This window comes from Luteimonas cucumeris (assembly GCF_007830035.1).
GTDB lineage: Bacteria > Pseudomonadota > Gammaproteobacteria > Xanthomonadales > Xanthomonadaceae > Luteimonas_C > Luteimonas_C cucumeris.
This window is the reverse complement of sequence record NZ_VLKN01000002.1, coordinates 405,870-428,435: the sequence shown is the minus strand read 5'-3', so window position 1 is coordinate 428,435 and position 22,566 is coordinate 405,870. Positions and strand designations below refer to the sequence as shown.

General features: G+C 65.5%; 24 protein-coding genes and 1 pseudogene. 7 read left to right on the top strand and 18 right to left on the bottom strand.

Translation table 11 applies throughout. The features are described from left to right. Window positions 1-54: 54 nt before the first annotated feature. The 14 genes from IP90_RS05125 to IP90_RS05060 all read right to left on the bottom strand — a co-directional run bounded on the left by IP90_RS05125 (window position 55) and on the right by IP90_RS05060 (window position 12,517). Window positions 55-819 (bottom strand): HvfC family RiPP maturation protein, encoded by a 765-nt coding sequence (locus IP90_RS05125; protein ID WP_144898536.1) that lies wholly within the window; start codon window positions 817-819, stop codon window positions 55-57. Then, window positions 812-1,657, bottom strand: a complete 846-nt coding sequence (locus tag IP90_RS05120; RefSeq protein ID WP_144898535.1) for an HvfB family MNIO-type RiPP peptide maturase — start codon at window positions 1,655-1,657, stop codon at window positions 812-814. Before IP90_RS05120 ends, IP90_RS05125 begins: the two co-directional genes overlap by 8 nt. Before the next feature lie 6 nt (window positions 1,658-1,663). Then, on the bottom strand, window positions 1,664-2,062 hold the full coding sequence (locus IP90_RS05115; RefSeq protein ID WP_144898534.1) for an HvfA family oxazolone/thioamide-modified RiPP metallophore: 399 nt from the start codon (window positions 2,060-2,062) through the stop codon (window positions 1,664-1,666). Window positions 2,063-2,328: 266 nt separating this feature from the next. Next, on the bottom strand, window positions 2,329-3,033 hold the full coding sequence (gene phoU / locus IP90_RS05110; protein ID WP_144898533.1) for a phosphate signaling complex protein PhoU: 705 nt from the start codon (window positions 3,031-3,033) through the stop codon (window positions 2,329-2,331). Between the two features lie 117 nt (window positions 3,034-3,150). Beyond that, entirely contained in the window at window positions 3,151-3,981 is an 831-nt protein-coding gene (gene pstB / locus IP90_RS05105) for a phosphate ABC transporter ATP-binding protein PstB (protein ID WP_144898532.1), read from the bottom strand. A 71-nt stretch (window positions 3,982-4,052) separates the two neighbouring features. Further along, complete coding sequence (pstA, locus tag IP90_RS05100) at window positions 4,053-4,922, bottom strand: phosphate ABC transporter permease PstA (RefSeq protein ID WP_144898531.1); 870 nt, start codon at window positions 4,920-4,922, stop codon at window positions 4,053-4,055. Continuing rightward, window positions 4,922-5,893 carry a phosphate ABC transporter permease subunit PstC gene (pstC, locus tag IP90_RS05095; RefSeq protein ID WP_144898530.1) on the bottom strand — a complete coding sequence of 324 codons (972 nt, stop codon included), beginning with the start codon at window positions 5,891-5,893 and terminating at the stop codon, window positions 4,922-4,924. The genes pstA and pstC overlap by 1 nt, the downstream gene beginning before the upstream one ends. Window positions 5,894-6,055: 162 nt before the next feature. After that, the gene (gene pstS, locus IP90_RS05090; protein WP_144898529.1) at window positions 6,056-7,147 is read right to left on the bottom strand and encodes a phosphate ABC transporter substrate-binding protein PstS; all 1,092 of its coding nucleotides are present in this window, start codon (window positions 7,145-7,147) and stop codon (window positions 6,056-6,058) included. An 86-nt stretch (window positions 7,148-7,233) separates the two neighbouring features. After that, a complete protein-coding gene (gene arsC / locus IP90_RS05085; RefSeq protein WP_144898528.1) occupies window positions 7,234-7,671 on the bottom strand; it encodes an arsenate reductase (glutaredoxin) in 438 nt (145 codons plus the stop codon). Window positions 7,672-7,897: 226 nt separating this feature from the next. After that, window positions 7,898-8,962: a phosphate ABC transporter substrate-binding protein PstS gene (gene pstS, locus IP90_RS05080; RefSeq protein WP_199753398.1), complete on the bottom strand. Its 1,065-nt coding sequence runs from the start codon at window positions 8,960-8,962 to the stop codon at window positions 7,898-7,900. Window positions 8,963-9,118: 156 nt separating this feature from the next. Then, a complete protein-coding gene (locus IP90_RS05075) occupies window positions 9,119-10,393 on the bottom strand; it encodes an OprO/OprP family phosphate-selective porin (protein ID WP_144898526.1) in 1,275 nt (424 codons plus the stop codon). A gap of 158 nt (window positions 10,394-10,551) precedes the next feature. Next, a complete protein-coding gene (gene nth, locus IP90_RS05070; RefSeq protein ID WP_242007502.1) occupies window positions 10,552-11,163 on the bottom strand; it encodes an endonuclease III in 612 nt (203 codons plus the stop codon). A gap of 113 nt (window positions 11,164-11,276) precedes the next feature. Beyond that, a complete protein-coding gene (locus IP90_RS05065; protein ID WP_199753397.1) occupies window positions 11,277-11,657 on the bottom strand; it encodes a hypothetical protein in 381 nt (126 codons plus the stop codon). A gap of 77 nt (window positions 11,658-11,734) precedes the next feature. Next, window positions 11,735-12,517: an enoyl-CoA hydratase/isomerase family protein gene (locus IP90_RS05060; RefSeq protein ID WP_144898524.1), complete on the bottom strand. Its 783-nt coding sequence runs from the start codon at window positions 12,515-12,517 to the stop codon at window positions 11,735-11,737. Window positions 12,518-12,705: 188 nt separating this feature from the next. On the opposite strand from IP90_RS05060, the gene IP90_RS05055 reads away from it, so the two are divergent. The 3 genes and pseudogenes from IP90_RS05055 to IP90_RS05045 all read left to right on the top strand — a co-directional run bounded on the left by IP90_RS05055 (window position 12,706) and on the right by IP90_RS05045 (window position 15,332). After that, window positions 12,706-13,407 carry an FKBP-type peptidyl-prolyl cis-trans isomerase N-terminal domain-containing protein gene (locus tag IP90_RS05055; protein ID WP_144898523.1) on the top strand — a complete coding sequence of 234 codons (702 nt, stop codon included), beginning with the start codon at window positions 12,706-12,708 and terminating at the stop codon, window positions 13,405-13,407. 259 nt (window positions 13,408-13,666) lie between these two features. After that, window positions 13,667-14,487 (top strand): annotated as a pseudogene (locus IP90_RS05050) (NUDIX hydrolase). Then, entirely contained in the window at window positions 14,484-15,332 is an 849-nt protein-coding gene (locus IP90_RS05045; RefSeq protein ID WP_144898522.1) for a sulfurtransferase, read from the top strand. The pseudogene IP90_RS05050 and the gene IP90_RS05045 overlap by 4 nt, the downstream one beginning before the upstream one ends. Here the strand turns inward: IP90_RS05045 and IP90_RS05040 are convergent, their stop codons facing one another. Continuing rightward, window positions 15,333-15,563, bottom strand: coding sequence for a DUF1272 domain-containing protein (locus IP90_RS05040; protein ID WP_242007501.1), 231 nt, complete (start codon window positions 15,561-15,563; stop codon window positions 15,333-15,335). An 11-nt stretch (window positions 15,564-15,574) separates the two neighbouring features. Beyond that, entirely contained in the window at window positions 15,575-16,363 is a 789-nt protein-coding gene (locus IP90_RS05035; RefSeq protein WP_144898521.1) for an enoyl-CoA hydratase/isomerase family protein, read from the bottom strand. A gap of 40 nt (window positions 16,364-16,403) precedes the next feature. Here IP90_RS05035 and IP90_RS05030 point away from each other — a divergent pair, with 40 nt between their 5' ends. Beyond that, window positions 16,404-16,844 (top strand): copper chaperone PCu(A)C, encoded by a 441-nt coding sequence (locus tag IP90_RS05030; protein ID WP_144898520.1) that lies wholly within the window; start codon window positions 16,404-16,406, stop codon window positions 16,842-16,844. Window positions 16,845-16,955: 111 nt separating this feature from the next. On the opposite strand, the gene IP90_RS05025 is transcribed toward IP90_RS05030, so the two are convergent. Both IP90_RS05025 and uvrA read right to left on the bottom strand, forming a co-directional pair. Next, window positions 16,956-17,369: an acyl-CoA thioesterase gene (locus IP90_RS05025; RefSeq protein ID WP_144898519.1), complete on the bottom strand. Its 414-nt coding sequence runs from the start codon at window positions 17,367-17,369 to the stop codon at window positions 16,956-16,958. Further along, window positions 17,366-20,245, bottom strand: a complete 2,880-nt coding sequence (uvrA, locus tag IP90_RS05020; protein ID WP_144898518.1) for an excinuclease ABC subunit UvrA — start codon at window positions 20,243-20,245, stop codon at window positions 17,366-17,368. Before uvrA ends, IP90_RS05025 begins: the two co-directional genes overlap by 4 nt. Before the next feature lie 341 nt (window positions 20,246-20,586). Here uvrA and rplU point away from each other — a divergent pair, with 341 nt between their 5' ends. The 3 genes from rplU to cgtA all read left to right on the top strand — a co-directional run bounded on the left by rplU (window position 20,587) and on the right by cgtA (window position 22,409). Beyond that, on the top strand, window positions 20,587-20,907 hold the full coding sequence (rplU, locus tag IP90_RS05015; protein ID WP_144898517.1) for a 50S ribosomal protein L21: 321 nt from the start codon (window positions 20,587-20,589) through the stop codon (window positions 20,905-20,907). A 12-nt stretch (window positions 20,908-20,919) separates the two neighbouring features. After that, window positions 20,920-21,180: a 50S ribosomal protein L27 gene (gene rpmA, locus IP90_RS05010; protein WP_144898516.1), complete on the top strand. Its 261-nt coding sequence runs from the start codon at window positions 20,920-20,922 to the stop codon at window positions 21,178-21,180. A gap of 179 nt (window positions 21,181-21,359) precedes the next feature. Then, window positions 21,360-22,409 (top strand): Obg family GTPase CgtA, encoded by a 1,050-nt coding sequence (gene cgtA / locus IP90_RS05005; protein ID WP_144898515.1) that lies wholly within the window; start codon window positions 21,360-21,362, stop codon window positions 22,407-22,409. Window positions 22,410-22,566: the final 157 nt, after the last annotated feature.

Below are 22,566 nucleotides of genomic sequence, written 5' to 3'. Positions count from 1 at the left end.
CCTAGCAGAGGTTGGCGCTGCGTCCGGCGTCGCTGGGGCGCGCAAGTGTATCCGTTACCGCGATTGCGTGCCGATCAGCGTGCCTTCGCAGCGCAGTTGCTCCAGCATCCGCAGGCCGTCGGCCAGGAAGGCGTCGATGTCCGTGGCGCCGGCTTCCTGTGCCAGTCGCATCAACGCTTCCCGTCCGCTTCGTCCGTCGCTTTCGTCCAGCAGTGCGAGCAGGCGGTATACCAGCGGCGAGATTTCTGCGAAATGCACGTCGCCCTGGTCATCGCGTCGCACCAGCAGCAAGGTCGGGTTTTCCGGAGCGACAGCGGGGCGATGGTCGGGGCCGATGCGCTGCACCGGCCAGCGATAGCCCATGATCCATGCCTGCGGCGATATCAGTGGCCGACCTTGCAGCAGGTCGCCTAGCGGATCGTGCGGCGGCAGGGTCTCGTCGGAAATCTGCAGCGCCAGTTCGACCCATTCGTAATGCGCCAGTTCGGCCAGCCACGGCGGATCGCTGTGGTCGGCCTGCAGCCGTTCGTCGAGGAAACGGATGAGTTCGCGTCCGATTTCGGTAAACAATGGCGTGCGGCAACGGTGGTCTACCAGGAAAGCTCGGACCAGCGCATGCCAGTCCGCATCGCCGAGGGTCTTGCGGATCACCGGAAAATTGCCGGCCAGCAGGCTTTCGATGTTGTTGTAGAACAGTTCGCGATAGACTGCTAGGCGACGCTCCTCGATCCTCGGTGGCGGCAGGTTCCCTTGCGGATCGCGTACATGCCGCGCCAGCGCGAACTGCTGCTCACGCAGCGATGCGGCCGGCTCAGCCATGATGCAGCGCCGCCGCCGGCGTGCGCGCGGCATGCTGCAGTCCGCGGATCCGTTCGATCTCCGCCAGCAGCACGGACAGCGGCGGGAAATTGAAATCGCGTTCCAGCAGGGTCGGGCGCACGCCGTGCATGCGATAGGCTTCGGCCAGCAGTTGCCAGACATCGTCCTTCACTGCCGCGCCATGGGTATCGACCTTCAGGTCCTCGGCTTCGTCGTAGTGGCCGGCGATGTGGTAACTGGCGATCCGTCGTGACGGCATGCGCGCGAGGAAGGCCACGGCGTCGTAGCCATGATTGATGCTGTTGACGAAGATGTTGTTGACGTCCAGCAGCAGGTCGCAGTCGGCTTCGTCCAGCACGGCGGCGATGAAATCGACCTCGGCCATGGCCTGGTACGGCGCGGCGTAATAGGAGACGTTCTCGACCGCGATGCGGCGCCCGAGCACATCCTGCACGCGGCGGATCCGGGCGGCGACGTGGTGGACGGCCTCGTCGGTGAACGGGATCGGCAACAGGTCGTACAACTGGCCGTCATCGGCGCAGTAACTCAGATGTTCGCTATAGAGGACGACCTGGTGCTGCTCCAGGAAACGACGCAACCGTTGCAGCAAGGTGTCGTCCAGCGGCTCCACGCCGCCGAGCGACAACGACAGGCCGTGGCAGGTCAGCGGATGTTGCGAACTCAATTTTGCGAACGCGTCGCCGAGCCGGCCGCCGACGCCGATCCAGTTTTCCGGCGCGCACTCGAGGAAATCGATCGCGCCGGCATCCGCAGACTGCAACGCGCCCATCAGGGCGCGTCGCAATCCCAGGCCTGCGCTGTTATCGGCAAGCGTCACGGGGTCTTACATGCCTCCGCCGCACTTGCCCTCGCCGCACTTGCCTTCACCGGCTTTCTTGTCGCCGCCACAGCTGCCTTCCTTGTGGGCCTTGCTCTCGGTGGCGTCGATGAAGCCGTCGCTGTTGGCATCGGCCTTGGTGAACTTGGCCGCGTCGGCCTTGTCGGTGTGCTTGGCATCGAACTCCGCGCGCGAGACCTTGCCATCCTTGTCGGTATCCATGACAGCGACGCCACAGCTGCCTTCCTTGGTCTTGTCGGCGGTGGCCGCGGCAGCGGCGTCCTGCGCGCCGAGCAGGTAACCCTGCGCCAGCGGCTGCACGGCGAAAGCCGAACCGGACAGGACCAGTCCGCCGGCAAGTGCGGTACCGAGGGCGATGGCGACGGGTTTCTTGTGGTTGGACATCGGGTATTGCCTCCCTTGATGGCGGACGGGCCGCGTGATTGCGTGGACGTGATCAGACCATGCACGGCGCACGCTAGCCAGTGGCGGGTTAAGCCAGCATGAGCGGAAGGACGCGGCCATTCATCGAGGTGGATGGTTACGCGTAGGCGGGCCCCGGCCCGCCACAATGATTCGGCAATAACGGATCGGGTTCGGTAGCGATTCCAGGATGGGATCCTGGTCGCATCCGATCCGGCGGGCCTGGGCCCGCCCTACGCCGCTGTGGGTCAGGCGACGGTATTGGTGTCGTCGCGCTTCTCGCGCGGCGGCAGGGTCAGGCTCTCGCCGTGGGCGCGAAACCAGATGTTCTCGGCGATGTTGGTGGCGTGGTCGCCGATGCGCTCGAGGTTCTTGGCCATGAACAGCAGGTGCGTGCAGGGCGTGATCGCGCGCGCGTCCTCCATCATGTAGGTCAGCAGTTCACGGAACAGGCCGGTGTACTGCGCATCCAGTTCGGCATCGCGCGCCCGTACGCGCTGCGCCGCCTCGACATCCATCACCCGGTAAGCGGCCAGCACGTCGCGCAGCTGCTGCACCGCCAGCGCGCCCAGCGCACGCAGGCCCAGTGTATGCGGGATCGGCGGCGACAGGTTGAGTGCCATCGAACGCTTGGCGACGTTGGCCGCGTAATCGCCGATGCGCTCGATGTCCGACGCGATCCGCAGCGCCGCCAGGATCACCCGCAGGTCGCTGGCCATCGGCCCGCGCAGCGACAGTCGCATCACGTCGTGGCTGATCTCCTGCTCGAGTGCGTCGATGGCTTCGTCGTTGGCGATGATCCGCTCGGCGGCCTTGTCGTCGCGGCGCTCGACCACGTCCAGCGCGGCTTCCAGTTGCGCGACGGACATCTCGCCCATGCGCAGGATCTCGTTGTGCAGCCGCTGCTGCTCTTCGTCGTAGCTTTTCACGATGTGGTCGTGGGGCTGGGTCATTTTAGGGCCGTTATTCGTGATTGGTGATTGGTGATTCGTAAAGGCCGGGGTGGGAAGGAACCTGGTTCTTCGCTCTTCCAATCACGAATCGCGAATCACCAATCACATGATTCGGCATCAGCCGAATCGACCCGTGATGTAATCCTCGGTCTGCTGCTTCGAAGGATTCGAGAAGATCGTCTCGGTCGTGTCGTGCTCGATCAGGTCGCCCAGGTACATGAAGGCGGTGAAGTCGGACACGCGCGCGGCCTGCTGCATGTTGTGGGTCACGATCAGGATGGTGTAGTGCTGCTTGAGTTCCTCCACCAGCTGCTCGATGCGGCTGGTGGAGATCGGGTCCAGCGCCGAGGTCGGCTCGTCCAGCAACAGCACTTCGGGACGCAGCGCGACGGCGCGGGCAATGCACAGGCGCTGCTGCTGGCCGCCGGACAGGCCGAGCGCGCTCTGGCCCATCTTGTCCTTGACCTCGTCCCACAACGCCGCCTGGCGCAGTGCATGTTCGACACGGTTGTCCATGTCCGGCTTCGACATCTTCTCGTGGTGACGGATGGCGTAGGCGATGTTCTCGTAGATCGTCATCGGGAACGGCACCGGCTTCTGGAACACCATGCCGACCTTGCTGCGCAACCGGTTCATCGGGTACTTCGGCGACAGGATGTTCTCGCCGTCCAGCAGCACCTCGCCGCTGGCGACCTGCTTGGGGTACAGCGCGTAGATGCGGTTGAAGATGCGCAGCAGCGTCGACTTGCCGCAACCGGACGGGCCGATCAGCGCGGTCACGCGCTTTTCCGGCACTTCCAGGTCGATCGACTTCAGCGCATGGAACCGGTCGTAGTGGAAGTCGAGCCCGCGCGCCGCGATCTTGACCGGCGAGACGGCACCGGCCTCGCGTTGCGGCGTGGCCAGGGCGATGCGTTGCGGGACATCGGCGGTGCGGAGATCGTTCATGGAGTGGGTGTTCCGGTCAGGTTTGCAGGCCGCGTTGTCGAGTGTTGGCGTGAGCATGTCGGATCCATGTGTCAGTCGTTGGCGACGCGGTTGCGCAACAGGATCGCGCGCGCCGCCAGGCTGACCAGCAACACGAACAAGGTCAGCACCAGCGCACCGGCCCAGGCCAGCGTCTGCCATGATTCATAGGGGCTGCCGGCGAACTGGTTCATCACCACCGGCACGCTGGCCATCGGCTGCAGGATGTTGGCGTTCCAGTACTGGTTGCCGAATGCGGTGAACAGCAGCGGCGCGGTCTCGCCACTGATCCGGGCCAGCGCCAGCAGCACGCCGGTGACGATGCCGGCGGAGGCGCTGCGGTACAGCACCTGCACGATCACCTTCCACTGCGGCACGCCCAGCGACAGTGCCGCTTCGCGCATCTGTGCCGGCACCAGCCGCAGCATCTCGTCGGTGGTGCGCACCACTACCGGCAGCACGATGAAGGCAAGCGCGATCGCACCGGCCAGCGCCGAGAAGTTGCCACCGGTCTGCATCACCAGCAGCGTGTACACGAACAGGCCGAGCACGATCGACGGTGCCGACAGCAGGATGTCGTTGACGAAGCGCACCACGTTGCCGGCCTTGCGTGCGTTGCCGTACTCGGCCAGCCAGGTGCCCGCGGCGATGCCCAGCGGCGTGCCGATCAAAATCGCCAGTGCGCACATCACGGCGCTGCCGAAGAAGGCATTGAGCAGGCCACCTTCCTCCATCGGCGGCGGCGTCATCTGCGTGAACAGCGCCCAGTCGATGCCGCTGATGCCCTTGGCGATCAACGTCCACAGAATCCAGGCGAGGAAGCACAGGCCGAACACGGCGGCCACGCAGGACATGACCAGCGCGAAGCCGTTGAGCAGTTTGCGGCGGCGGTACAGGCGGTCGGCGACGGCATGGGCGTCCATCAGTTGCCCTCCCGGCGCGAGAGTTGCGACAGCATGAAGCGGGCGATGGCCAGTACCACGAACGTGACGATGAACAGCACGAAGCCCAGCAGCAGCAGCGCAGAGCGGTAGGTTTCGGTGGCCTCGCCGAAGTCGTTGGCGATCAGCGCGGCGATGGTCGTTCCCGGCTCCAGCAGCGACGGCGACAGTCGCACGCTGTTGCCGACCACGAAGGCGACGGCCATGGTTTCGCCGAGCGCGCGGCCGAGGCCGAGGAAGATGCCGCCGATCACCGCCGAGCGCGTATACGGCAGCACGATGTCCCAGCTGACTTCCCAGCGCGTCGAGCCAAGCGCGTAGGCCGACTCCTTGAGTCGGGTCGGCACGGTCAGGAACACTTCCCGCATCACCGAGGAGATGAACGGGATCACCATGATCGCCAGCACGAAACCGGCGGTGAGGATGCCGATGCCCAGTGGTGGACCCTGGAAGACGATGCCGATGAACGGCAGCGTGCCGAGATGGTCGTTGATCCACGGCGTGACGTACTCCGTCATCACCGGCACCAGCACGAACAGGCCCCACATACCGTAGATGATCGAGGGGATGCCGGCGAGCAGTTCGATCGCGGTACCGACCGGGCCGCGCAGCCAGCGCGGCGCGACTTCGGTCAGGAACAACGCGATTCCGAAGCTGATCGGCACGGCGATCAGCATCGCGATCAGCGAGGTGACGATGGTGCCGTAGATTGGCGCGAGCGCGCCGTACTTGTTCTCCACCGGATTCCATTCCGACGAGAAGAAGAAATCCAGGCCCTGGCTGGCGAGGACTTCGCGCCCGCCCCACAGCATCGACAATGCGGCGCCGGTGAGCGCAACCAGCACGAACACCACGGTAGCGGCGAGCGCATAACGGAACAGCCGGTCGGCACGGGCATCGCGCAGGTCGCGGCCGGTGGGGGCGATGGTGACGGGCAGGGCGGTAGCGTTCATGTCGGTTTTTTCAGGCCGTCATTTCCAGCGAAGCCGGAATCCAGGTGCGGGTGTTGCATCGAAGAGCAAACTGGATCCCTGCTCGCTCATCCTGAGCTTGTCGAAGGACGCAGGGATGACGCGGCGGCAAAGGCCTTTCGTGTAGCGAAAGGCGCCGCCGCGTCACTTGAATTCAGCCGCCCAGTAGGCCTCGACCTGCTTGACCAGTTCCGCCGGCAGCGGCACGTAATCCAGCGACTGTGCCTGCGGTTGGCCGTTCTCCAGCGCCCACTTGAAGAAGGTGCGCGTGTCCTGCGAGCGTTGCGCATCCTTTGGCTGCTTGTGCATCAGGATGAAATTGGTCGCGGTGATCGGCCATGCGTCCGCGCCCTGCGCGTTGGTGATGACCAGGTTGAAGTCCTGGGCGTTGGTCCAGTCGGCCGTCGCAGCAGCGGCCTGGAACGATTCGGCATTCGGCTGCACCCAGTTGCCAGCGGCATTCTGCAGCGACACATAGGCCATCTTGTTCTGCAGCGCGTAGGCCAGCTCGACGTAGCCGATCGAGCCCTTGATCTGCTTCACGTACGAGGCCACGCCTTCGTTGCCCTTGCCGCCGACGCCGCCGGGCCACTGCACCGAAGTGCCTTCGCCGACCTTGCCCTTCCAGTCGGCGTTGACCTTGGACAGGTAGTTGGAAAAGTTGAACGTGGTGCCGGAGCCGTCGGAACGGTGCACGATGTTGATCTTCCCGGCCGGCAGCGCCACGCCCGGATTCACCGCGGCGATGGCCGGGTCGTTCCAGTGGCTGATCTTGCCCAGGAAGATATCGCCGAGCAGGGCGCCGGTGAGGCGCAGCTTGCCGGGCTCGATGCCTTCGACATTGACCACCGGCACCACGCCGCCGATCGCGGACGGGAACTGGCCCAGCCCGGCCGCGGCGAGTTCCTCGCTCGACAGCGGTTTGTCACTGGAGCCGAAATCGACGGTGCCGGCCTTGATCTGCGCGATGCCGCCGCCGGAACCGATCGACTGGTAATTGACCTTGTTGCCGGTCTGCTGGTTGTAGTCGGCCGACCACTTCGACAGCAGCGGATAGATGAAGGTCGCACCGGCGCCGGTGATGGTGGCTGCCTTGCGGTCGCCGGCTGGCGCAGCGTCGGTGGCGGCGGTGCTGCTACTGGTCGACGCGGGCGCGTTGTCGCCGCCCTTGCAGGCCGCGACCAGCATGCTGGTCGACAGGGCCAGAACGGCGAGGCGGATGGGGGTGGCATTCATGCGCGAGCTCCGAGGTGCTTGCCGACAAGCCTGCCGGCGGGACCTCGCCATGAAATGATGTTTTTGTTACATGCGTATGACAGCGGTCATTGACCAGGAACGCCGGGACCCGTGCGACGGCCGTGTTCATCGATCACCACTTCGCCGTCTTCCTTGGCAAACGGCCGCGTGACCGGCAGCAGGATGTCCAACACCCGTTCCGAAGGCCGGCACAGGCGCACGCCCAGCGGCGTGGCGACGAACGGCCGCTGGATCAACACCGGCGCGGCCACCATCGCATCGAGCAGCTGCTCATCACTGAGGTCCGGATCGTCCAGGCCCAGTTCCAAGTAGGGCGCTTCCTTCTGGCGGATCGCCTCGCGCACGCCGAGGCCGGACTGGCGGATCAGTTCGGCCAGTTCTTCCTTCGTGGGTGGCGTCCGCAGGTATTCGATCACACGCGGCTCGACGCCGGCGTGGCGGATCAGCGCCAGCGTGTTGCGCGAGGTGCCGCAGGCGGGGTTGTGATAGATCGCGGTGTTCATTGGATTTCCATTGTCGGCACGTTGAACGTCATGCACGCAATGTTGTCCGCTCGTGGCGATCCGTGCAATGACAACCTCCGCCGTCGCCTGGATCAAGTCGTGTTCGACAGCGTCATGATGCAGCTCACGCGCGGACGGGTGCGGCATATTCCAGCTCCAAGGCGCAAAAAAAAGCGCGAGCCGAAGCCCGCGCAAGTAGGGAGGGAATACCGCTTCAAAACGAGGATCAGTAATTCATGTTCTGCGCCCAGTAGGCTTCGATCTGCTGCACCAGCTCGTCGGGCAGCGGAACGTAGTCCAGGGCCTTGGCCTGGGCATCGCCATTGGCGTAGACCCACTTGAAGAATTCCTTGGCGCTCTTCGCACCGGCCGCGTTCTTGGGCTGCTTGTACATCAGGATGAAGTTGGTGGCGGTGATCGGCCATGACTTCTCGCCCGGCGCGTTGGTCATCACCAGGTAGAAATCCTGGGCGCCGGCCCAGTCGGCGCTGGCGGCGGCGGCCTGGAAGGTCTCGTCGCTTGGCAGCACGAAGTTGCCGTCGGCGTTCTTCAGGCGCGCATACGCCATCTTGTTCTGCAGTGCGTACGACAGCTCGACGTAGCCGATGCCGCCCTTGATCTGCTTGACGTAGGCGGCGACGCCTTCGTTGCCCTTGCCGCCGATGCCGGTCGGCCACTTGACCGACGTGCCTTCGCCGACTTCGGACTTCCACTCTTCGCTGACCTTGGACAGGTAGTTGACGAAGTTGAAGGTGGTGCCGGAGCCGTCGGAACGATGCACGACGGTGATCTTGCTGTCGGGTAGCTGCACGCCGCCGTTGAGCGCGACGATCGCCGGATCGTTCCACTTCTTGATCTTGCCGAGGAAGATGTTGGCCAGCGTGTCGCCGTCCAGCTTCAGCGCGCCGGACGCGACGCCCGGCACGTTGATCACCGGCACCACGCCGCCGATCACCGACGGAAACTGCGCCAGGCCGTGCTTGGCGAGGTCTTCGGGCTTCAGCGGTGCGTCGGACGAGCCGAAATCGACCGTCGCGGCCTTGATCTGGGCGATGCCGCCGCCGGAACCGATCGACTGGTAGTTGACCTGCTTGCCGTTGGCCTTGGCGTAGTCGGCCGACCACTTGGTCATGACCGGGTATACGAACGAGGCGCCGGCGCCGGTGACATCGGCGGCGTGGACGTTGCCTGCGAAGACGGTCGCGAGCGCGATGGCGGCGACGCGGTATTTGATCGGGTTGAACACGGGTTTGGCTCCTGGAAGGAAAGATGCGGGTCCAGCCCGCCCCATGCGCATTGCATAACGATTGCGTGACAGGGCCGAGTCGGTTCGATGGCAAACAGATGACAGGCGCTGTTCGGCGCGCTGCGCATGGACGCATGGAAAAAAGAAAGGCGCGACTCGCGTCGCGCCTTCCTGCCCAATCCACGACGGGGGTGTGGATGCTTACCAGAAGAACTGCAGGCGAGCCTCGAGGATGTGCGGGTTGTCGTCGACCACGCGGTTGAAGGTCCTGTTGTTGTTGGCCGGATCTTCGGAGGTATTGCCGCTGGTGGTCTTGATGAAGCGCGAGCTGCTCACGTTGACGTAGTTCAGCGAGACCTTGAAGTTGGAGCGCCAGTAGTAGTTCACGCCCAGGGTATAGGTATCCATGTCGCCGCCGAGCACGCCGTTGACCTTGGGGGCCGTCGACGGCGGAACCGGTGCGATCACGGCACCGTCATTGAGGTCGATGTTGTCGTAGCGCAGGCCGACCTGCCACATGCCCTTGGCGGTATCGTCCGGCAGGCCGGTGGTCGGCACGCCGGCCTTGTAGCCCCAGGTCTCGCCAGTGATGTTCCAGACGCCGCTGATGTAGCCGCCGCTGCCGGTGAAGTCGGTGTTGCCGGCGCGGTAACGGTCGGCGTTGCTGCGCATGTACTCGCCCTGCACCTTGAACGGGCCATGGATCCACAGGCCTTCGATGCCGGTGGTGGCCTGGCGGTCGACGTCGGCCAGCGTGCCGGTATCGACCAGGCGGATCAGCGCCAGATCGGCATCCGGTCGCGCGCGCAGGCGGATCGTGTCGGCATCGGTGTCCAGGCTCGCGTAGGACAGGCCGATGTGGAAGACGTTGCCCTTTTCATTGATCGGCGCCCAGTAGCCGCGGATGCCGTAACCACTGCCGTGGGCGAGGTTGCGGGTCAGTTCGCGGCCGAAGGCGCTGACAGTCACGCCCCAGTCCGAATCACCGTAGCCGTAGGCAACGCCGAGCCGGCGTGCGACGGCAAAGGTGTTGGTGATCGCGGCCTTGGAGATGAAGTCGTTGTTCTTGGTCGATGACAGTTCTTCCATGCTGTTCGGCTGCTTGTACTGGCCGACCTGGAAGAAGTGGTTGGAATTGCCACCGATCTTGTACTTGATGTTGGCGTCGAGGTACTTGTCAGCCTTGGCGTCGTAGCCCAGCACCCATTCGAAATTGCCCGGGCCCTTGCCCTTGAGGATCAGCTCCGCGCGACGCAGCTCGAACTCGCTGTTGTCGCCATTGCCGCCGTTGCCTTCGGCTGCGCCGGCGTTGAGGTCGGCGAAATCGTTGCTGTACCAGTTGCCGTCTGCCTGGACCAGGCCTTCGAAGCTGACTTCGGAGCCGCCAATCACGTCGATCGTGATCTCGGCGTGCGCGGCAGGTGCGGCAAGCGCCGCCAGCAGTGCGAGGGTCAGGGTGCTTGGGGTGGGTTTCATCGTATGGCCCTTCGGGCGTGTGGAGAGTCGCCGCGCAGGTTAGGGCGTGAATATTTCGTTGCGATGACAGTCGCTGCGGTTTCCCGTCGCAGCGTCACACCGCGCGCAGGCGAAGGTGCCCGCTTTGCCTGTCGGCGTCATGACAGGCGGATGACGATTCAATCCGTGGTCTTGTCGGGATACCGGCACAGGTCGCGGATGACGCAGCGCGGGCAGTCGGGCTTGCGTGCCTTGCAGACGTAGCGGCCGTGCAGGATCAGCCAGTGATGCGCGTTCTGGCGGAACTCCGCTGGTACGACCTTGAGCAGGCGGTCCTCGACTTCGCGAACGTTGCGGCCAGGCGCCAGGCCGGTGCGATTGGACACTCGGAAGATATGCGTGTCGACCGCGATGGTCGGCTCGCCGAACGCGGTGTTGAGCACGACGTTGGCGGTCTTGCGGCCGACGCCGGGCAGCGCTTCCAGCGCCTCGCGGTCATGCGGGACTTCACCGTCGTGGCGATCCAGCAACAGCCGGCTCATGGCGATCACGTTCGCGGCCTTGGCGTTGAACAGGCCGATGGTGGCGATGTGGCGCTTCAGCTTTTCCTCGCCCAGCGCCAGCATCGCTGCCGGCGTATTGGCGATCGGGAACAGCCGCCGCGTCGCCTTGTTGACGCCGACATCGGTAGCCTGCGCCGACAGGATCACCGCGACCAGCAGTTCGTAGGGTGTGCGGTATTCCAGCTCCGTCGTCGGTTCGGGATCGAGTTCGGACAGGCGCACGAACATCTCGTGGACCTCGGCGGCCGACAAGGTCCTGCTGCGTCGCTTCGATCCGATTGGAATCGACGTCCTGATTACCTCGCGGCCGCCGGCTGCGGGCTTGGCTGCCACCTTGCGCTTCATGCCGTGCCGTTTCCCGCTGCCTTGGCCTTGGCGCGGGCGAGTGCGGCCGCCGCGGCCGTTGGCAATGCCGGGGTCGCCGCCGCACTTGCCGGTGCCGCGGCCAATCGCCGCGCCTGCAGTGCGTCGGCGCGGCGTTGCAGGCGTGCCTGCCGCGCGCGGTAACGATCGCGTGCCGCCAATGCATCCTGTCGCGCTGCACGTGCCTGTTGCAGATGCGTACGACATGTCGGGCCGCATTGCGCGCACGTCGAAGTGCCCAGCAACCCGAGTTCGATGGCCCGGTCCAGGTCGTCATCGGCCAGGGCGGTGACGATGGCATGCGCGACCGCGCCTCGCGGGTCGTCGCAGCCGCAACGTGAGCATGCCGTTGTTGTCATCCTGCTTTCCATCGCGTCATCCGAAAACTTCTTCCCGCCTCACCGGAACGACAGGAAGGAGGGAATGCCGCCAAGACTCAAATGCCCTTGAACTCCGGCTTGCGCTTCTCGAGAAACGCAGTCGTGCCTTCGCGCATGTCCTGGCTGGAGAAGATCAGGCCGAACTGCGCGGACTCGTACTCCAGTCCTTCCTCAATGCCGCATTCGGCGCCGACGTTGACGCAGTCGATCATGCCGCGCAGCGCCAGCGGCGCTGCGTTGGCCAGTTGTCCGGCGAGCTTCATCGTCTCGGCTTCCAGGTCCGCCGCAGGCACCACGCGGTTGACGATGCCCAATTGCAATGCGCGAGCGGCATCGATCGGAGCGCCGGTCAGGCACAGCTCCAGCGTGGCCGCGCGTCCGGCCAGGCGCAGCAGGCGCTGGCTGCCGCCGAAGCCCGGGATCAGGCCGAGGTTGATTTCCGGTTGCCCGACTTTCACGTGGTCGGCGGCGATGCGCAGGTGACAGCACATCGCCAGTTCCAGGCCACCGCCGAGCGCGAAACCGTTGACCATGGCGATCACCGGCTTCGGCATCTTCTCCACGCGTCGCATCATGCGCTGGCCGCGCAGCGAGAAGTCGCGGCCTTCGACCGCGCTCAGTGCCGACATCTCGGCGATGTCGGCGCCGGCGACGAAGGCCTTCGGTCCGGCGCCGGTCAGCACCACGACGCGTATGGCCGGGTCCTGCGCGGCCGCGTCGAAGGCGGCGTGCAGCGCGTCGAGCGTGGCCGCATTGAGCGCGTTCAACTTGTCGGGACGGTTCACGGTGACCACGCGCACGGCGCCGCGGTCGGCCAGGATCAGCGGGGATTCGGACATGCTTGGACTCGGATGAAGGGCGGAAAAGGGGCTGGGACGGGCCTCCGTGGAACTTCGCCGCCGGGGCAAGGTCACAGGGCTGCCGTCAGTGGCGGTTAAGCCGCCGCGCCGGTATCCTACCCCGTTCCAATCGGGGCGGTTTTCTCCGCCCCGCGCCATTTACGGCCCCTATCTGGAGGTATCGCTGCATGAAGTTGCGTTTGTTAGCCGCCGCGTTTGCGGCCCTGATCCTGACAGCCGGTGCCGCCAGCGCCCAGGACACGACGTCCGAGAAAGGCAAGTTGAGCTATTACTTCGGCTATGACTTCGGTCGCAGCCTCGCCGAGTCCGGCGAGCCGATCGACGTCAACACGCTGACCAAAGCCGTGCAGGATGGCTTCGCCAAGAAGCAGCCGGCCGTGGCCATCGAGCAGCTGCGTCCGGCCGTGGAAGCCTTCCAGAAGCGCCAGCAGGCCAAGGCCGCGCAGGCCAAGGCCGCGTTCGACAAGGACGCGGCCGCCAACAAGACCAAGAGCGACCAGTTCCTGGCCCAGAACAAGGCCAAGGCCGGCGTGAAGGCGTTGCCGAGTGGCGTGCAGTACCGCGTGATCGAAAACGGCACCGGCGCCAAGCCGACCACGGCCAGCACCGTCGCGCTCGAAGTGGCCGGCCCGTTCCCCTTCGGCCAGCGTCCGACCGATCCGAACCAGGGCAAGCCGCAGACCGTGCCCAGCGTCAAGCTGAGCGAAGTCGACATGCAGGCCATGCGCGAAGTGCTGCAGCAGATGCCGGCTGGCTCCAAGTGGGAAGTCGTGCTGCCGCCGGAGAAGGCGTTCGGCGCCGATCCGCGTACCGGTTTCCCGCCCAACGTGGCGGTGGCCTTCGAAGTCAAGCTCGTCAGCGTCAAGTGACGCAATGGCGCGCTCGCGCATAGCGCGAGCGCCTTTGCCATTGCGTCATCCCGGCGCAAGCCGGGATCCAATGCTTCAAGCGTTACACGCTCGCGCATAGCGCGAGCGGCTTTGCCGAAACGTCATCCCGGCGTTCTTCGACAGGCTCAGGATGAGCGAGCCGGGATCCAGTTCGAAAAACCATGCTTCACGTTACGCCGGCTGATGCCGGCGTAACTTTTTCTGCTCCTTGCACCAAGGTTCGATGACGATCAAAACGATGGATGCCACATTCCGCGCCGTGCTCAGCCCCTGCACCGGGGTCTGCAGCATCGACGAACACGGCCTGTGCTTCGGTTGCCATCGCACGCTTGACGAAATCGTACGCTGGGCGACGATGGGCGATGACGAGCGCCTGCGTCTGATGGAGACGGTGCTGCCCGGCCGCGAGTCGCGCAGTCCGGGTAGTCCATGACGGTTCGCATCGACGCCGCTCGCCTGCGCAGGGCGCTGCATCCTCTGGACACGGCACCGGCGGGGCGGGGCTGGAACAGCGACGAGCTTGCGGACCTGCTGCCGCCGGATGCCGCATCGGTCGAGGCGGCGGTGCTGATCGGCCTGATACCGCGCGCCGACGGCCTTGCGGTGGTGCTGACCCGACGTACCGAAGCGCTGCGCCAGCATGCGGGCCAGGTCAGTTTTCCGGGTGGACGCATCGAGCCCGGCGACGCGGATCCGGTCGCCGCCGCCTTGCGCGAAGCGCACGAGGAAATCGGCCTGCGCATCGAACAGGCGACGCCGTGGGGTTATCTGGATCCGTTGTCGACCATCACCGGCTATCGGGTGTTGCCGGTGGTGGCCGGGCTGGATCCTGACTTCATCGCGATACCGGACCCGGGCGAGGTCGCCGATGTGTTCGAAGTGCCGCTCGACTATCTGATGACGCCTGCCAACCTCGCGGGCATCGACGTCGAATATCGCGGCCGTCCGCGCCGCGTACTCGAATACCTCGGCTACGAACAAGCGCCCGAACAACGCATCTGGGGCGCGACCGCGTCGATCCTTTACAACCTGCGCCAGCGACTGGAGGAAGTGCCATGACCGGATGGACCACGCTGGTCTCCGCGGAGACGCTGGCGGATGCGCTGTATCGCGAGGACCTGGTGGTCGTCGATTGCCGTTTCTCGCTGGCCGATACCGCGTCAGGCGAGCGCGCGTATGCCCGCTCGCACCTGCCGGGCGCGGTATACGCGCATCTGGATCGCGATCTGTCCGATCATCGCAAGCAGGACGCGGGGCGCCATCCCTGGCCGGAGGCCGCGGACTTCACCGTACGGCTGGGCAGCTGGGGTATTTCACCGCGGACACAGGTTGTTGCCTACGATGACGGCGATGGCGCGCATGCGGCGCGCTTGTGGTTTCTGCTTCGCAGCCTGGGGCATGAGCGCGTCGCCGTACTCGACGGCGGCTGGGCGCGCTGGCAGCAGTTGGGATTACCGACGCAGGTGGAGATTCCGACGCCCCGGCACGACCGTTACGACGCGGCATTCGATGCGACGCGGTTGCTGGATGCGCTGCAGGTCCAGTCGCACCTGGAGCGCGGCGGCCTGCTGCTCGATGCCCGGTCGGCCGAGCGGTTCCGTGGCGAGGTCGAGCCGATCGACCGTGTTGCCGGGCATGTGCCCGGCGCGCGCAATCGCCCCTACGCATTGAACCTTGCGGAAGGCCGCTTCAAGTCTTCGCAACAGCTATCGAGCGAATTCCGCGAGTTGCTGCAGGGACATGCGCCGGACGAGGTCGTCGCCATGTGCGGCTCCGGCGTCACCGCCTGCCACCACCTGCTCGCGATGGCGCACGCCGGATTGCCGGGCGCGAAGCTGTTCACCGGTTCGTGGAGCGGCTGGATCAGCGATCCGGCGCGTCCGGTCGCTGCCGGCGACCGTTAATCACGCGCAACCGCCTGCCTTCACGATCCGCTCTGTCGATGCGGGATGTCGCAGCAGCGCGTCGCCGGTACGCGCTGGGCGTATCTGCAACACGCCACCGCAGTTCGGGCATCGGCCATGCAGGGTGCCTGCGTTGCAGTCGCTGCAGAAGGTACATTCGAAGGAACAGATGAACGCATCGCCTGCTTCGGCCGCGATGTCGCGGCCACAACATTCGCAACAGGGGCGCATCTGCAGCATCGTCATTTGCCAAGCCGTGCAACGAGTGCGTGCAGACCCGCCTGCGTATCCGGCTCGTTCCAGGCATCGATGAAGCGATCGAGCTGGATGTTTTCCGGCCGCAACGCATCAACCATATCGGCCCGCGCCAATGCGCGTGTGGTCAGCATCGGCTTGCGCGGCAGCTGCAGCAGCGCCTCGAGCCAGGCGCGCGCGCGGGCCGCGACCTGTTCTGGATCAGCCAGCTCGTCGACCAGGCCCAGCGCCAGCGCGCGTTCGGCATCGACCAGTTCGCCGGCCACCAGCAGACGTTCGGCGCGATAGGGGCCGATCACGCGTCGCATCAGGCGCTGGATGCCCTCCGGTGCGACCAGTCCGACTTGGGTCTCATTGAGGCCGATGCGGAACGGCCGCGCGGCATCCTCGCTGCGCGCCATCACCCGGTAATCGCAGCACAGCGCCAGCACGCAGCCGCCGGCCGGCGCGTGGCCCGCGATCGCTGCAACCACCGGCACGGGGCACTGCGCGAGCGCCAGCGCGGCGTCGAAGAAGCTCTTCCAGGCCGCCTTCAGCGCGGCGCCATCCGGCAATGCGAGCAGATGCGGCACGTCGAGCCCGGCCGAAAACACCTTCGGCCCGCCGCTCAGTAACAATCCGTCGACGCCGTCGGCGACCGCATCGTCGACGGCGCTGTGCAGGGCATCGCAGAGCGTGGGGTTCAGCGCGTTCACCGGTGGTCGCGCCAGGCGGAGTTCGCGGATCCGACCGTGGGCGGTGGTTTCGTGATCGATGCGGTCAATGAGTGCGGTCATGGTTCATGGCGTAATGAAGGCAGGCCGTTATCATAGGCGCATGTCGAAGACCGCCCATGCCCTGTTCGTGCTGCTGGCCGCGTTGTGCGGGCCAGTGGCTGCCCGTGACTGCGCGCCGCAGGTACGCGATGCGTGGATCCGCCTGGTTCCCGGCGGCATGCCGATGCATGCCGGCTTCGGCCGCATCGAGAACCGCTGCCCGGATCCGGTCAGCGTCGTGTCGGCGAGCAGTCCGGCCTATGGCAGCGTCGAACTGCACGAAACGCGCGTCGTCGACGGCGTCAGCCGCATGCGCGCGGTTCCGGAATTGCGCATCGCAGCCGATGGCACGGCCACGCTGCAGCCCGGCGGCCTGCACCTGATGCTGATGCAGCCGCATGCGGCCTTGAAGGCCGGCGACAAGGTCACGCTGGCGTTCACGCTGGCCGATGGCCGCAAGCTGCCGGCCGAATTCGAAGTCCGCAACCCCGCCGCCCCGTAGGGCCGAACCAGTTCCGCCACATGGTGTTTCCGGAGATGGTCGATCACCGGAAGCTTCATGGTTGGCGCAACTGATCTGCAGGTGCGCGGCTGAAGCCGCTACCGGGCGCCGCTACACGGATGAAGAAGCGCGACGCACCGGTTCCGGCAGCGGCGTCGGCCGCCCGCTGGCGCGATCGATCCACACCATCACCACATGGCCGTCCGCATACAGGACCCTGCCGTCCTCGCTGGCGATGCGATGGCCGAGCGTCACGCTGGTCGTGCCGACGCGTTCGGCGAACAGTTCGACGATCACGCTGGACGGATAGGGGATCGGTTGCCGGTAGTTCATCTGCACTGCCGCCAGCAGCGGAGCGAAGGCGTCGGTCACCCATTCCTCGCCCAGCGAATCGAACCAGCGGATCCGCGCTTCCTCCAGATAGGTGAGGAAGTTGGAATTGTTGACGTGGTTGAACGCATCCAGGTCGCGCCAGCGCAGCGCGATCGGCATGCGAAACAACGCTTTTTCGTTGTCCAGGCTCATGCCGCGGATTTCCTGCGTGCCGGCTTGCTGTCCATGCCCAGCGTCTTGGCCAGGAACTGGCCGGTATAGGATTGCGGCATCATCGCCAATTCCTCCGGCGTGCCCTGGGCAATGATCTCGCCGCCGCGATGGCCGCCTTCCGGGCCCAGGTCGATCACCCAGTCGGCGGTCTTGATCACGTCGAGGTTGTGCTCGATCACCACGATGGTGTTGCCGTCGTCGCGCAGCTTGTGCAGTACCGCCAGCAGATGCTCGATGTCGTGGAAATGCAGGCCGGTGGTCGGCTCGTCGAGGATGTATAGCGTGCGGCCGGTATCGCGCCGCGACAGTTCCTTCGACAGCTTGACGCGCTGCGCCTCGCCGCCGGACAGCGTGGTCGCCGGCTGACCGAGCTTGATGTAGCTCAGGCCGACGTCGAGCAGCGTCTCCAGCTTGCGCGCGATGCTCGGCACCGGCTCGAACAGTTTCAACGCATCCTCGACCGTCATCTCCAGCACGTCGTGGATGCTGAAGCCTTTGTAGAGGATTTCCAGCGTCTCGCGGTTGTAGCGCTTGCCATGGCAGACGTCGCAGGGCACGTACACGTCGGGCAGGAAGTGCATTTCCACTTTGATCAGGCCGTCGCCCTGGCAGGCTTCGCAGCGGCCGCCGCGCACGTTGAAGCTGAAGCGGCCCGGCGAATAGCCGCGCGCGCGCGATTCCGGCACCTGCGCGAACAGTTCGCGCAACGGCGTGAACAGGCCGGTGTAGGTGGCCGGATTGGAACGTGGCGTGCGGCCGATCGGCGACTGGTCGATATCGACGACCTTGTCGAACAGATCCAGGCCTTTCACTTCGCGATGCGCCGCGGGCTTGTGCGACGCACCGTTGATTTCGTTGGCGGCCAGCGCATACAGCGTATCGTTGATCAGCGTCGACTTGCCGGAGCCGGACACGCCGGTGATCGCGGTGAACAGGCCGGCCGGGATCTCGACGTCGACATTCTTGAGGTTGTTGCCGCTGGCGCCCTGCAGCTTCAGCATCATCTTGCGGTTCGCCTTGTGCCGCTGCTTCGGTACCTCGATGCGCTTCTTGCCGCTGAGATACTGGCCGGTCAGCGAACGCGGCGCCTTCAGCACGTCGGCGTACGAACCCTGCGCGACGATCTCGCCGCCGTGCACGCCGGCACCGGGACCGATGTCGACGATGTGGTCGGCCAGGCGGATCGCGTCCTCATCGTGCTCGACCACGATCACGGTGTTGCCGAGGTCGCGCAGGCGCGTCAGCGTGCCGAGCAGGCGCTCGTTGTCGCGCTGGTGCAGGCCGATCGACGGTTCGTCGAGCACGTACATCACGCCGACCAGGCCGGCGCCGATCTGCGAGGCCAGGCGGATGCGCTGTGCCTCGCCGCCGGACAGCGTGTCCGCCTTGCGTTCCAGTGTGAGGTAATCGAGACCGACATCGACCAGGAAGCTGAGCCGTTCGCGGATTTCCTTGACGATCTTCACCGCGATCTCGCCACGCCAACCGGGCAGGGCGAGTCCGCCGAAGAAGGCCAGCGCTTCGTCGATCGGCAGCACCACGATGTCGGGCAGCGGCTTGTCGGCGACGAAGACGTTGCGCGCCGACTTGTTCAGGCGCGCGCCGCCGCACTCGACGCAGGGGCGGTCGCTGATGTACTTGGCCAGTTCCTCGCGCACCGCGGAGGATTCGGTTTCGCGATAGCGCCGCTCCAGGTTCGGCAGGATGCCCTCGAACTTGTGCTTGCGCTGGGTGCGGCCGCCGGAGTCGGTGATGTAGCTGAAAGTAACCACTTCCTTGCCGCTGCCGTACAGCACGGCCTGCTGCGAGTCCTGCGACAGTTCCTGCCATGGCGTGTCGACGCTGAAGCGGAAGTGCTTGGCCAGCGACTGGATCAGCTGGAAGTAGTAGGCATTGCGCCGGTCCCAGCCGCGCACCGCACCGGCGGCCAGCGACAGTTCCGGGTGCACGACCACGCGCGCCGGATCGAAGAACTGGCTCACGCCCAGGCCGTCGCAGCTGGGGCAGGCGCCGACCGGGGAATTGAACGAGAACAGACGCGGCTCGAGCTCGGGCAGCGAGTAATCGCAGACCGGGCAGCTGTATTTGGACGAGAACAGCAGCGGCGCATGCTTGTCGTCGTCCAGCGATTGCACCGTGGCCATGCCGTCGCCGAGCTTGAGCGCGGTCTCGAACGATTCGGTCAGGCGCTGCTTGATGTCGTCGCGCACCTTGAAGCGGTCGATCACCGCTTCGATGGTGTGCTTCTGGCGCAGCGCCAGCGTCGGCAGCGCATCCATTTCGTACAGTACGCCGTCCACGCGCACGCGCACGTAGCCCTGCGCGCGCAGCTGTTCGAAGATCTGCGCATGCTCGCCCTTGCGCTCGCGCACCACCGGCGCCAGCAGCATCCAGCGCTGCTCGGCGGTCTTCGGGTCGTTGCCCAGCGCCAGCACCTGATCGACCATCTGGCTGACGGTCTGCGCTTCCAGCGGATATCCGTGGTCGGGGCAGCGCGGCAAACCGACGCGTGCGTACAGCAGGCGCAGGTAGTCGTAGATCTCGGTGATCGTGCCGACGGTCGAGCGCGGGTTGTGCGAGGTCGATTTCTGTTCGATCGAGATCGCCGGGCTCAGACCCTCGATGTGGTCGACGTCGGGCTTCTCCATCACGCTCAGGAACTGGCGCGCGTAGGCCGACAGCGACTCGACGTAGCGGCGCTGGCCCTCGGCGTAGATCGTGTCGAACGCCAGCGAGGACTTGCCCGAGCCGGACAGGCCGGTGATCACGATCAGGCGATCGCGGGGCAGGTCCAGGTCGAGGTTCTTCAGGTTGTGGGTACGGGCTCCGCGGATGCGGATGGTGTCCATCGCCATCGAAGGGTCCAGCAAGTAGGTAAAGCCCCGAGGCGGGGCTTGCGCAGGGATGCGCGGACAACAGGGGAGCGTAACGAGCCAACGATTTGGGGGCAAATCGCCGGATTGCCAGCCTGCCACCGGCCCGTCTCATGCCTTGCGACCGGGGTTTGCCTCGAGTGGACTGGACCCCGCGTCGAGGCGCTATTCCCGGGTCAAGAAGGCTGTCGCCCTCGCGGGGCCTGAACCCGGGTCCGGAGAGGCGGCCGGTTGACGCTAACTCCATGAATCCCCTACAATTCCGCTTCTGTCCGCCCTCGATGGCGGGCAGCGACCACAATAACTACAGAGGAAGTCTGGTCATGTACGCAGTTCTAGTCACCGGCGGTAAGCAGTACCGCGTGATGAAGGGCGAGACGATTCGCGTCGAGAAGCTCGAAGCCGAAGCCGGCAAGGAGATCACGTTCGACAACGTGCTCATGCTCGGCGATGGCGAGGGCGTCACTCTCGGCGACGCGCTCAAGGGCGCCACCGTTTCGGCCACCGTGAAGTCCCACGGCCGTGCCGACAAGGTGCGCATCGTCAAGTTCCGCCGCCGCAAGCACCATCGCAAGCAGATGGGCCACCGGCAGCATTACACCGAAATCGAGATCACCGGCATCGCCGGTGGCGACAAGAAGTAAGGAGAAGCCGCCATGGCACATAAAAAGGGCGTAGGTTCCAGCCGCAACGGTCGCGACTCCAACCCCAAGTACTTGGGCGTGAAGATGTTCGGCGGCCAGGCCATCGATGCAGGCAACATCATCGTGCGCCAGCGCGGTACCCAGTTCCATCCGGGCACCAACGTCGGTCTCGGTCGCGACCACACGCTGTTCGCGCTGGTCGACGGCAAGGTCGAGTTCTCGATCAAGGGCCCGAAGAAGCGGCGCACCGTCAGCGTGGTCGCCGGCGAGTAAGATTCGCCTGCGCTGCGACAAAGCCCCGCCGCGTGCGGGGCTTTTTGTTTGGAAGAAGTGATTCGTTATTCGTTATTCGCAAAAGCTGAAGTGTGCGGAACACTCATCGCTAGAATCGCGACAGGCTTACCGTTGCTTCCTCCAATCACCAATAACGAATCACCAATCACGGCATTCCCATGAAACTAGTCGACGAAGCCGAAATACAAGTCATCGCAGGCAACGGCGGCAACGGCTGCATCGGTTTCCGTCGCGAGAAGTTCATCCCGCTGGGCGGTCCGGATGGCGGCGATGGCGGCGATGGCGGCAGCGTCTGGCTGGTCGCCGACGAGAACCTCAACACCCTGGTCGACTTCCGCCACCAGAAGGTTTTCCGCGCCCAGCGCGGCGAAAACGGCATGGGCCAGCAGCGCTATGGCAAGGCCGGCGACGACATCGTGATCCGCGTGCCGGTCGGCACTGCGATCACCAATGTCGGTACCGATGAACTGATCGGCGACCTGACCGAGCACGGCCATCGCCTGCTGGTGGCCAAGGGCGGCAAGGGCGGCCTCGGCAACATGCATTTCAAGAGCTCGATCAACCGTTCGCCGCGTCGCGCCACGTCGGGCGAGGAGGGCGAGCAGCGCGAGCTGATGCTGGAACTGAAGCTGCTGGCCGACGTCGGCCTGCTCGGCTTTCCCAACGCCGGCAAGAGCACGCTGATCCGCGCGGTGTCGGCGGCGACGCCCAAGGTCGCGGACTATCCGTTCACCACGCTGTATCCGAACCTTGGCGTGGTCAGCGTCGAGCCGGGACGCAGCTTCGTGATCGCCGACATTCCCGGCCTGATCGAAGGCGCGGCCGAGGGCGCCGGGCTGGGTGCGCTGTTCCTGCGCCACATCCAGCGCACGCGCCTGTTGCTGCACTTGGTCGAGATCGAGCCGCTGGACGGCGGCGATGCGGTCGACCAGGTGCGTGCGATCGAACGCGAACTGGCCCGTTTCGATGCCGACCTGATGCGCAAGCCGCGCTGGCTGCTGCTCAACAAGGCCGACCTGCTGCCGGCCGAGGATGCCCGGGCCCATGCCGAGCGCATCGTCGCGGCACTGGACTGGCAGCAGCCGTGGTTCGTGATCTCCGGGCTGGCCCACGAAGGCACGCGCGCGGTGATGCTGCAGGTGCAGGCGTTCCTCGATCAGCTGAACCAGGCCGAGGCCGAAGCGCGTGATGCCGCCGATGGCGCCTGAGCGCGTTGCCGGTCCCAAGGTCCGTTATTCGGCGCGCAGGGGATCCGAGGGGCCTGCCCACGGTGCTTCCCATGGGATCCGTAGCTCGCGGTGCGGGGCAAGCTTCGCTCCGCAGGGCCGTCTTGGGCGCAGGCCGCAGGCAACAAAAAACCCGGCC